Raw genomic sequence first — 11,359 nt, 5'->3', positions numbered from 1 at the left:
TAGAGCATAACTGGTCATTACATGTTAGCATCAATCCACATTACCCAAGACCTGCCGTTTATCAACAGCGTATTCGAGATAAAAAGTGGCAGGTATTGTGGCCCAGGTTAAAAATTTTAACTGCGGATTATTCCTAAGGATTTTTATGATATCGCCTGTTCATAATATAGTGTCTGCTGCTTGGCTTCATCAGCAATTATTTGATAGCTCGTTGGCAGCATCAATTGTAGTGCTAGATGCTAGTGCATTTATGCCTGATGTGCCGCGCGATCCGCAACAAGAGTTTATTGAGGTTCGCATCCCAACGGCACGTTTTTTTGATTTTAACCATCAAATAGCAGCACCAAATACTGATTTACCACATATGTTGCCATCAGCTGAATTATTCACTCAAGAAGTTGCAAAATTAGGCGTGAATAATGATAGCCATGTTGTCATTTATGATAGCCAAGGGATGTTTTCAGCACCACGTGGCTGGTGGATGTTCAAGGCGATGGGGCATGATAATGTGTCAGTGCTTGATGGTGGTTTACCTGCTTGGCTAGCGGCGGGTTATGCGACGCAAACGGGTGTACCAATGACTAATGCGATTGGGGATTTCAGTGCTAAATATCGATCTAGTTGGGTGATTGATGCCGATACTTTGTGTCAAAGACTGGATGATACCCGTATTCAAATCATTGATGCACGTCCTACAGCACGTTTTCTCGCCACTGTAAAAGAACCGCGTGTTGGGCTTCGCAGTGGTCATATGCCAAATGCGAAAAGTTTACCTTTTGGCGAGTTATTAACCGATGGTTATTTTCTGCCCGTTGAACAATTACAGCAGAAGTTTGATGCATTGAGTACTGCCGATCAACAACTTATTTTTAGCTGTGGTTCTGGTGTTACGGCTTGTATTTTAGCTCTAGCCGCGCAACTTAGTGGACGTGACAATGTCACTGTTTATGATGGCTCATGGACAGAATGGGGCGCAAATGAGAAGTATCCAGTGGTGAAATAACTGTCGTTAACCGATTCAAATAATGCAAAGATTTATGATTTAAAACTAGAACTTAGCATTGGCTTTTAGTGGTATTTTCACCAAAAGCCATGCTTGTTTTAAAAGGGGCAATTATGATGATTCTGCGATATAACCATTATTATTAATGATTTTTTTTACATCATCAGATGCTAAAAATTGAATAAATTTCGCAGCGTTCGCTGATAGTCCTTGCTTCTTATACATAATCAAAAATGGGCGAGCCATCTTATATTTACCTGAACGGATATTACTAATAGTGGGTGTTACTCCATTATAAGATAATGGTTTAATTGAGCTATCAATTGATCCAAAAGATAAGTAACCAATCGCTTGTTGATTGCGTGCAATTAAACTTTTGACCATACCATTAGTGCTTACCACTAATACCTCTGGATTGATGTCTGATACGGTAAATCCTGCCACATTTTTGGTGAGTTGCATAAAGTGCTCAAACGAAAATCGAGATCCTGATGCATTTTCACGGCTCACAACTGCAATTTCTTCATTATTACCACCTACCTGTTGCCAATTTTTTGTTATGCCATGATAAATATTATTAACTTGTGAGTGGGTGATATTATTAATCGGATTGGCAGGGTTAACGACTAATGCAATTCCATCATGTGCGATAGGGGTAATTGTATAGTTATCATCAAGTTCATCGGCATTAATCATACGTGAACTCATACCGATGTCGGCAGTACCCGTTTGTAATGCGACGATACCAGCAGATGAACTGATACCTTGCACATTAATTTTGTTATTAGGATGTTGTATTGAATAATGCTCAATTAAAATATCCATAATATGACTGACTGATGTTGAGCCAGTAATTGTAACGGTTTCGTTAGCTTGAGCACTGAATGCAAGTGTTGTACAAAGTGCCCATAGGGTTGTTGCCTTGGTTAACATTGCTTTGTTCCATGCGTGAATAATATACAGAGATGGTATTACGCTTATATGACGTTAATATGAAACTCAAACGGTGATTTTACTGACTAAACCTTCTTCAAATTGTTCGTAATGTCATTTTAAAAGAAACATAAAAGATAAATACAGTTGATAGAATAATTACTCATGAAATGATTTGATTGGTATATATCTGTATTCACTCAGTTATATACCAATAATTACTTTAATCATTCGCTTAGGTATAACACTTTATTGTTAAAAGTCTGTATTGGATGTATCGCGCATAAAATCATGATATAAGGGTTATAAGACAGCAACGTATTGGTGTGATTCCACATAATTAGACACCATTTACGGTATACCATGTATGGTAGGATAAGAATTCAAGGTTGGATATATGCTTACAGTAGCAACAGCGACACCGAATAAAGCCATTTTATCAGAACGCATTCAAAAACTAATTAATGGGCTTTCTAATGGTGTTTATGAACGTGAAGAAACCATTAAGTTATGTCTACTAGCCGCATTGGCTGGTGAAAGTGTATTTTTATTAGGCCCACCGGGTATTGCCAAAAGTTTAATCGCTAAAAGATTGATTCAAGCATTTGATAATAGTGTTTTTTTTGATTATCTGATGACACGGTTTTCAACCCCTGAAGAAGTGTTTGGACCATTATCAATTCAAGAATTAAAAGATAATGGTAAGTATGTGCGTTTAATTGATGGCTACTTACCAACGGCTCAAGTGGTTTTTCTTGATGAAATCTGGAAAGCGGGGCCGGCGATTTTAAATACCTTATTAACCGTAGTGAATGAACGAACATTTAAAAATGGTCAGGATATTCTCCCCATCCCAATGCGATTGTTGATTACCGCATCAAATGAATTACCCGATGCAGACAGTGGTTTAGACGCGTTATATGACCGTATGTTAGTACGGGTGTTCGTTAATCGTATTCAAGAAAAGCGTAATTTTAAATCAATGTTAATGGGTGATGGTGCAACATTAACGGCAATTGATCCGTCGTTAACCATTAAAGATGATGAATATTATAGCTGGCAAGCGCATATTGAAGATGTGACATTAACGGATCCCCTTTTTGAAAAAATTTATCAGTTAAAATCCATGATAGAAGCTCGCTCAGAAGAGAGTATTGAGCAAATAACAGATAGTGAGCTTTATATTTCTGATCGCCGCTGGAAAAAATCAGTGCGTTTATTAAAAGCGAGTGCATTTTTTAACGGTCGTGATCATATCAATCCGTTAGATTTATTACTATTGCAAGATTGCTTATGGCATAGCCCTGAATCGCGAAATGTGATTGTCAGCATTATGAAGGAATTTGCGACTAAACATGCTTTTAATCAGCAAGATGCGATTGCTGATGCTAAAGAGGCTCATGTTATTATTAGTAATATTAACCAAGATATCTGTACACAATTAGTCGCCACATTTGTCCGTGAAAGTACTATGCGTAAAGAATGGTTTAAATATAACTTTGCGACGGCGACACGATTTAATATTAATAATAACCCCCGCATGATTAAGTTAGTTATGCTACAACCTAATACGTCAGTATCTGAGCAAGAATTAGGTGATAGTCGCTGGGTATATGTTGATGGTGATGAGTTTGATAAAAAAATTCGAACAGGGAAATGCGATATTTATGGTTTTGTAAATAAAAATACCCATTTATGTCGACTACAGTTTGAGATAGACGCTGAAAATCAATTAGTGATTAAAGATATTGCTAATCGTCCTGTATTGGTCGGTGTAACGGGTAATAAAGGTTTAACAAGTTCACAACAGCAACAATGGCAACAACTGGTTGATCAAGCAATGGCTAAGATTACGGACTCTGAGCATAATGTGATTAAAGCACGTACGTCGTTCCATGGCGCATTACCGCATAATTTTATCAGTGGCGATTTTCCGACATTAATAGAACAAAGCCTTAATGACTGCGTTGATAAAGTAGCTGAATTGAAATTAATGGCGGAAAAGAGTGCCTTTAGAATTACTCACATGGATGATTATTTTTCACAACAATGATTATTAAGTTAAAAAACAATATTTTATGAGTGATGAAAAATAAAGTAAAGGATAGATGCTTATGCCAGTATCTGAAGGGTTAAATTTTGCTTTGATGCTTGCAGAGTCAGGTATTATTGATTCTGCTGTCCATGAAGTTATGGTTAGACCACAGCTTCTTATGGCTGCAGAAGCAAGTCCTGGTGTTAAAACGGCGATGAAAAATCAAATCATGAAGTGGCGTGGCCAAATGATTCGAAAAACCGCTAAAGGCACAGTTGTCGAGCAATTCAGTGATGAGATTAATTTATACCAACAAGTATGCACATGGAATAAAGAGTACTTTTTTGCCCACTCAGAGCAAATTGTTAAGCAATTGGAAGGGCAATCCGCTTTTTATTTCAAAGCGAAAAGCTTACTTGCGACAGAAAAAAGTAAACATAACCCCATGTTTCAACGTTTCTTTTGTGATAAATGGTATGATTATTTAGCTTATGCATTGCGAGAAGCTCAAGAATCTGAAGTTGAAGAGCAAAAAGATCAGTTATTAAAAGACTTATATCAACGCATTGAAACCATGAAAAAAATGGCGGCAGTAACCGATGCCGGTGATGTCAGTAAAGCTGGACGCTTGTGGGATATGGCGCAAGCAAAGCTGACTAAAACTGATGTTGATGTGATGAAGAAAATCGCTGCATTCTTAAAGAAAAACAATGGTCTTCAAGAAATCGCTGAAAAATTAGGCCGCATGGCCAGTGAAGTTGATGATCCCAATAAAGAGCGGGTGAAATCAGAACAAATGAAGCTGGTGGAAGAGATAAGTGACAATGTTACCGATGATATTGTTGGAATTCATGAAAGTGATGATTTGACCAAGTTATTGCCTAATGAAGCAATGTTTTTAGCTTATCCTGAACTTGAAGTGATTTTTTATAAGCACTTAGCGGATAAACGGTTAATGAATTACCGCATGCAGGGGACTCAACGTAAGCTGCGAAAAGTAAAAGCTTTTAAACGACAAACCAAACAGGTTGATCAACCTAAAGGCCCTTTTATTGTTTGCATTGATGCATCAGGTTCGATGTCGGGTTATCCAGAAAACTGCGCTAAAGCATTAGCTTATGGTTTGATGCAGATAGCACTTGTTGAAGAGCGTGATTGCTTTGTCATTATGTTTTCAACACAACAAATCACTTACGAACTCACAAAACAAGATGGTTTACATGAAGTGGTTAACTTTTTATCGTATTCCTTTCATGGTGGTACAGATCTAGGACCAGTACTTGATCAATCAATTGATCTGATGGCGGAAGGTAAATATAAAAATGCTGATCTTGTTGTATTGTCTGACTTTATTGCCCCTAGCCAACCTGAAGCAATGCAATCGCGAGTTCAAAAGTTAAAGCAGCAGAAAAACCGTTTCCATGCTGTGAATTTATCTAAATACGGTAATCCTGAGTTATTGGAATTATTTGATCATTGTTGGTCTTATCATCCATCAACATTAAGCCAACTTGGACGCTTATTTAAACGGCGCTAAATGAGTTTATTACTCGTTATCGTAGGAGGAGTATATAAGTGCTCCTTTTTATTTGATTTGAAAGTATTCAGTTAACGCTTTTTTCCATTGGTTACTTTTACGAAATTGTAATAACTCTCGATTGATTTCTTCATCATAAGGACTATTTTCACTAAGTACGATACCATAATTTTGCTTCTCAAATTGGTAAGGAAGTACTTGTAATTGTTCATAGTTACCTTTATTTTTTGCCATTTTTATTTGATATCTTAAAATAGCATCATCATCAACAATCGCTTCAATTTCACCTTTATCCAATGCAAGCAACATATCAGCTACTGTTGCGTAGGTTTTGTGTGAAATGCTGTGGTTGGTTAAAAAATTCGATGATGTTGAGGCTAATTTTGCTCCTGTAGCGACATTATCTAAATCATTGGGACTTTTGATATCACTATTGATTCGGACCAATGTAAATGAACTTGCAAGTACAGCTGTAATACTTGCAATAAATAATGTTGTAAAAACGGCTAATAAAACGGTGAGTACTCGTCCCGTTAATGTTTTAAATTCATAATAGTTAAATGGACCTTTAGTTATAAATAATAATCCAAGAATGAAGCCTTCGACTAAGCGGGCCGAGCGCGATTGCATTGAATAGAGTTTGTTATTAACCCTGTGTTCAAGCCGATAATATATACCACCAATGATTGCCGCAGCAATTGAGACAATGGCTAGAATTTGTAAAAGTTTGGTGTTGAATATAATACTAATGAAGTTTTCCCAATGACTTTTTTGTTTTACAGCTATAGCTAGATTAGTTTCATAAAATGAATGAGAAAAATCTAATATCTCTTCGCGTTCAGGAGTGATGGATATACATGATAATCCGATATCAAGCGTCCCATTAGCGACCTCTGCAAGTAATTCTTTGAGTGGTAAAATTTTAACCGTGTAGTTTAGATTAAGTTTTGTCGCAATATTATCCCATAGTAAGAAAGATAATCCTTGATAGTCACTGGTCTTATCCGTTATGACAAAAGGAGGGCAAGCATAGGTACCTACTTGTAACGTTTTATTATTTATGGGCGCTTCTGCTTGTGTATGAGGAGAATAGAATATGACGATAATATTAATTATTGTAATAAATAATAATGACAAGAAACCTAAATGAGATGGTTGATATGATGGGGAGATAAGTGTCATTACATCACTCCTAGCAAGGTGAGGACACCTTTAAGTATAATGACTTTTTTAATAAGAATAGATATTACAACTAATAAGTTATCGTGACAGTGTTGCGAGCTGCTTAAAATTGGATGTGGCATATTTTTGCATTTAATATGGTGTGTAATAATAATTTAAGACGTAATATGATAATTGTTAGCTACAATTGGACGTTTTTTGTGCATTTGATTATTAAGGTGCTAAGGTTATTAAGGTTTAGCATGTACAATGCTGCGCTTAATTGTATTTGATTCCTGCGAGTAGCAAAGATGACCCAAAAGAAAGCCGCACAGCCTAAACAAGGCCTACATCCACGTAACCCACACCGTGCGCGTTATGACTTTGCGACATTAACTCAAGCAACGCCAGAGCTAGCGCAATATGTTAGTGAAAATGCTTATGGTGATCTTTCTGTAAATTTTTCTGATCCGCTCGCAGTAAAAACATTGAATAAAGCATTATTAAAACATTTCTATCATGTGGACTACTGGGATATTCCCGCGGGCTTTTTGTGCCCCCCCATCCCTGGTCGTGCTGATTATATTCATTACATTGCAGATTTATTGGCACAATCTAATGGCGGTGCTGTACCACAAGGTAAAGGTGTTCGCGGTTTAGATATTGGTATCGGCGCAAACTGTGTTTATCCTATTATTGGCCACCGTGTGTATGGCTGGCTGTTTGTTGGTTCTGAGATTGATAAGTTAGCCGTTAAGTCAGCTAAATTTATTGCTGCAAATAATAAGAGCTTAAAGGGCGCTATTCAGATCCGTCTTCAAGATAATGTTGATAATATCTTTACTGATATGATCAACGATGAAGAAGTGTTTGATTTTACAATGTGTAACCCACCGTTCCATGGTTCAGAAGCGGAAGCGATGGCTGGATCTGAACGTAAAGTACGTAACCTTGCGACTAACTCAAATAAAAAGAGTCAAGCCCATGGTCGTAGTAATAAGCTTTCGGCATTTAATACGAAATCTGAGTCAACAACGCCAGTGCTTAACTTTGGTGGTCAAAAAGCAGAATTATGGTGTACGGGCGGTGAAGTTGGTTTTATTAAAAAGATGATCAACCAAAGTGCCACCAAAACGACACAATGTTTCTGGTTTACAACACTGGTTTCTAAGAAAGAAAACCTTGGCGTAATTTATAAGCAACTTGAAAAAGTAAGCGCATTCCAAGTGAAAACCATTGAAATGTCACAAGGTCAGAAAATCTCTCGTGTTGTTGCATGGACGTTCTTAAATGAAGAACAACAAGCAGAGTGGCAAGCAGAACGCTGGGCATAATATTTCAGTAATACATTCTCGTATTGATAATAAGCGACCTTGATGGTCGCTTTTTTTATGCCCAAACAAAAATAACGATAAAAAACGCATAAAACGGTTTAATTTGGTTATTATTTAATCAAGGATTTGATCGCCATAATTATAAGTTTTCTTTGAATAGGGTAGGTAGCCGTGAAAAATGGACCGAATAAGAATTGGCATCCCGCTATTATATGGTTGCATTGGCTCGTTGCATTAACCGTGATGGGGCTATTTGCGCTTGGTTGGTGGATGGTCGAATTAAATTATTATCATGCTTGGTATAAAGCAGCACCAGACACGCATAAGAGTATTGGTTTGATTTTACTATTTTTTGTGGGGATTAAGCTGATATTCAGAATATTTACAGCTTCACCAGTGGCTATTTCAACCCATGCAAAATGGGAGAAATGGCTTGCAAAATACGCACATTGGGCACTGTATGGCGTGTTAATTATCGTGATGCTTAGTGGGTATCTGATTTCAACCGCAGATGGACGTGCTATTAGTGTTTTTGGTTTGTTTGATATGCCTGCAACGTTAACAAACATTAAAAATCAAGAAGATATCGCAGGTGTTATTCATTGGTATGGCGCTTGTATTTTGATTGGTTTAACACTATTGCATGCTATTGGTGCGATAAAACATCATTTTTTAGATAAAGATGACACATTAAAGCGCATGCTAGGTAAAGCTTAACAAGAATGGATTTATTTGATTAGACATATCACTACATAAATGGAGATTATGATGAAAAAATGCTTTTTAACCACGTTGATTTCTGCAACATTATTGGCCGCGGCATGTGTCTCTTCTGTCGCTTTAGCTGACGACTATAAAATTGATACTTCTGGCTCTCACGCTTCTATTCAATTTCGAATCCAGCACCTAGGATACAGCTGGCTAGTGGGGCGCTTTAATACATTTGATGGCCAGTTTAGTTATGATGAAAATCAACCTGAAGCATCAAAAGTGACAGTCAATATTGAAACAGCAAGTGTGGATTCAAACCATGCAGAGCGTGATAAGCATCTGCGTAGCAAAGATTTTTTAAATGTTGATAAGTTTCCTCAGGCGAATTTTGTCAGTCGCTCTTTTAAAGATCTCGGTAATGGTAAAGCTACTATGATAGGAGATTTAACCTTAAATGGAGTGACAAAACCTGTCACGATTGATGTTAAGAATATTGGTGCAGGCAATGATCCATGGGGCGGCTATCGCCGAGGTTTTGTTGGTACAACAATGATTGCGTTGAAAGATTATAATATTGAAACAGATTTAGGTCCCGCGTCTACGATAGTTGAATTAGAGTTAAACGTTGAAGGCATTCGTCTTTAATTAATAAGCAAATCAATAAAATATTATGAAAGCGACCTGATGGTCGCTTTTTTATGGCTGTAATTTAGAGTTATTGTTTACTAATACTTTTATCATTTAGTTGTACAAAAAAAAAAGTTGTACAACCAATTTAATTTGGCTACATTTATTGTACAGATTTTAACATTTGTACAACTTAGTTGTGCTGGTTTGGAGGAAATATGGGAATTCCTGTTGGTATTAGTGCTTGTGTATTGGGACAAAAAGTACGGTTCGATGGTGGGCATAAGCGTAACCGTTTTGCTGACGAAGAATTGAGTGAATATTTTGACTTTAAACCAGTGTGTCCAGAGGTTGGTATTGGAATGACCGTTCCACGGCCTACGATTCGTTTACAAGATAACGGTGATCGTATTGCTTTGGTTGGCACTAAAGATCATAGCCTTGATTATACCGATGAAATGGTTACTTTTGCCGATAATCAAATCCCCAGCTTTAACGATTTACGCGGTTATATTGTTTGTGCTAAATCACCAACCTGTGGCATGGAGCGAGTGAAATTATATCTAGATAACGGTAATTCAATCCCGGGAGGAGCTGTCGGTATTTTTACGCAGCGGTTGATGGATAAAATGCCGTGGCTGCCGATTGAAGAAGATGGTCGCTTACAAGACCCTGTATTACGCGAAAATTTCATCTTTCGTATTTATGCGCTTGATGATTTATACCGTTCTATTGCGGGGGGAATAACTCGCGATAATATTATTAAATTTCATTCTCGCTATAAATTGTGCTTAATGGCGCATGATCCACAATCTTACCGTGCATTAGGGCCTTTTGTTTCTGATATTCATAAATGGGATGACTTGAATGCTTTCTTTGTTGAATACCGCCAACGCTTAATGGATGCATTAAAAAATAGAGCTAGCCGTAAAAATAACACCAATGTATTAATGCATATTCAGGGGTACTTTAAGCGTGATCTTGATAAACCTCAAAAAGCCGAATTGCGTGATGTCATTATGCGTTATCGAGAAGGGCTTTTGCCTTTAATTGCACCATTAACTCTGATTAACCACCACCTAACGGTTTATCCTGATAGTTATCTCGCTGATCAAGCATATTTAGATCTTTATCCTGAAAGTTTGAAGTTACGTTATGCATTGTAAAATCAGTAGGTATTAGTGATAGTTGTAATTATTTTTAAGAGGTTTTATGGGCGATCTTACTGAAGATACTAAATTATTTACAATCAGTGAGGTTTCTGATGTTACAGGGGTTAACGCTGTAACATTAAGAGCATGGCAACGTCGTTATGGTCTTTTGGTCCCTCAACGTACCTCTCAAGGTCACCGTTTATACACTGAAGGCGACATAAATAAAATTACATTGATCCTGAACTGGCTTGCAAAAGGGGTTTCTATTGGAAAAGTGAAACCCTTGTTAGCTGGCGATGCTGATCCAATATTAGAGCGACAGCAAGTATTAGACATTACGGACGATATTATTGCCGCAGTACAAGCATTAAATGGGTTTAAATTAGAACGTTTAATTAATGAAGCGTTAAAAATTTATCCCTATGAGGTGATTCAACAGCGCTTATTACCCGAGGTGAGTGCTGTTATTGAGCATCAAGATAATCCTTTATATTCAATACAAAAAAGTTTGTGGATATCTGTTTTAACTGTCTGTTTTATTAATGTTATTACCAAAATAAACAATGAAAAGAAACTAACGTGCTTATTGATTAGTTTTGATAAATGCAACAGTCATAAGATTTGGCAGCAAGGACTAGCATGGTGCTACAAAGGTGACGGTGTCACTATTATGCCAAACTTATCAGGACGATTAACGGGTCTCTCTGCGTGTATACGTGAACGTAATATCGTTAATCTTGTGGTCGTGGGCGAGACTAAACTCAGTCGACGTCAACTGGCTGATATTGACATGGTGCAACAAGAAACAGACGTGAAGCTGTATTTTGTTGGCAGTATAAAAATAATTCACGGACTGTAATAGCA

General features: G+C 37.2%; 11 protein-coding genes. 9 read left to right on the top strand and 2 right to left on the bottom strand.

Annotated elements, in window-relative coordinates:
• Both Q0V26_RS17905 and Q0V26_RS14480 read left to right on the top strand, forming a co-directional pair.
• Positions 1 to 137, top strand: a 137-nt coding sequence (locus tag Q0V26_RS17905; protein WP_363316471.1) for a nucleotidyltransferase family protein, incomplete at its 5' end; no start/stop codon positions are given.
• An 8-nt stretch (positions 138 to 145) separates the two neighbouring features.
• A complete protein-coding gene (locus Q0V26_RS14480; RefSeq protein WP_297482972.1) occupies positions 146 to 1,003 on the top strand; it encodes a rhodanese-like domain-containing protein in 858 nt (285 codons plus the stop codon).
• A gap of 111 nt (positions 1,004 to 1,114) precedes the next feature.
• On the opposite strand, the gene Q0V26_RS14475 is transcribed toward Q0V26_RS14480, so the two are convergent.
• On the bottom strand, positions 1,115 to 1,936 hold the full coding sequence (locus Q0V26_RS14475) for a phosphate ABC transporter substrate-binding protein (RefSeq protein ID WP_297482969.1): 822 nt from the start codon (positions 1,934 to 1,936) through the stop codon (positions 1,115 to 1,117).
• A 397-nt stretch (positions 1,937 to 2,333) separates the two neighbouring features.
• On the opposite strand from Q0V26_RS14475, the gene Q0V26_RS14470 reads away from it, so the two are divergent.
• The gene (locus tag Q0V26_RS14470) at positions 2,334 to 3,989 is read left to right on the top strand and encodes an ATPase RavA domain-containing protein (RefSeq protein WP_297482966.1); all 1,656 of its coding nucleotides are present in this window, start codon (positions 2,334 to 2,336) and stop codon (positions 3,987 to 3,989) included.
• Positions 3,990 to 4,050: 61 nt separating this feature from the next.
• Positions 4,051 to 5,508 (top strand): ATPase RavA stimulator ViaA, encoded by a 1,458-nt coding sequence (gene viaA, locus Q0V26_RS14465; RefSeq protein WP_297482964.1) that lies wholly within the window; start codon positions 4,051 to 4,053, stop codon positions 5,506 to 5,508.
• A gap of 48 nt (positions 5,509 to 5,556) precedes the next feature.
• Here viaA and Q0V26_RS14460 read toward each other — a convergent pair whose 3' ends face one another.
• Entirely contained in the window at positions 5,557 to 6,690 is a 1,134-nt protein-coding gene (locus Q0V26_RS14460) for a transporter substrate-binding domain-containing protein (protein ID WP_297482962.1), read from the bottom strand.
• A 290-nt stretch (positions 6,691 to 6,980) separates the two neighbouring features.
• Between Q0V26_RS14460 and rlmF the strand changes: the two genes are divergently transcribed.
• From rlmF to Q0V26_RS14435, 5 genes are all read left to right on the top strand, one after another.
• Positions 6,981 to 8,003, top strand: coding sequence for a 23S rRNA (adenine(1618)-N(6))-methyltransferase RlmF (rlmF, locus tag Q0V26_RS14455; protein WP_297482959.1), 1,023 nt, complete (start codon positions 6,981 to 6,983; stop codon positions 8,001 to 8,003).
• A 171-nt stretch (positions 8,004 to 8,174) separates the two neighbouring features.
• On the top strand, positions 8,175 to 8,720 hold the full coding sequence (locus Q0V26_RS14450) for a cytochrome b (RefSeq protein WP_297482957.1): 546 nt from the start codon (positions 8,175 to 8,177) through the stop codon (positions 8,718 to 8,720).
• 51 nt (positions 8,721 to 8,771) lie between these two features.
• Positions 8,772 to 9,359, top strand: a complete 588-nt coding sequence (locus tag Q0V26_RS14445) for a YceI family protein (RefSeq protein ID WP_297482954.1) — start codon at positions 8,772 to 8,774, stop codon at positions 9,357 to 9,359.
• Between the two features lie 200 nt (positions 9,360 to 9,559).
• The gene (locus Q0V26_RS14440; RefSeq protein ID WP_297482952.1) at positions 9,560 to 10,507 is read left to right on the top strand and encodes a 2-thiouracil desulfurase family protein; all 948 of its coding nucleotides are present in this window, start codon (positions 9,560 to 9,562) and stop codon (positions 10,505 to 10,507) included.
• 46 nt (positions 10,508 to 10,553) lie between these two features.
• The gene (locus Q0V26_RS14435; protein WP_297482950.1) at positions 10,554 to 11,354 is read left to right on the top strand and encodes a MerR family transcriptional regulator; all 801 of its coding nucleotides are present in this window, start codon (positions 10,554 to 10,556) and stop codon (positions 11,352 to 11,354) included.
• Positions 11,355 to 11,359 lie beyond the last annotated feature (5 nt).

It is taken from the genome of uncultured Photobacterium sp. (assembly GCF_947039875.1).
Classification (GTDB): domain Bacteria; phylum Pseudomonadota; class Gammaproteobacteria; order Enterobacterales; family Vibrionaceae; genus Photobacterium.
Note: the sequence above shows the minus strand (reverse complement) of the source record. Positions and strands in the feature narration are given on the sequence as shown.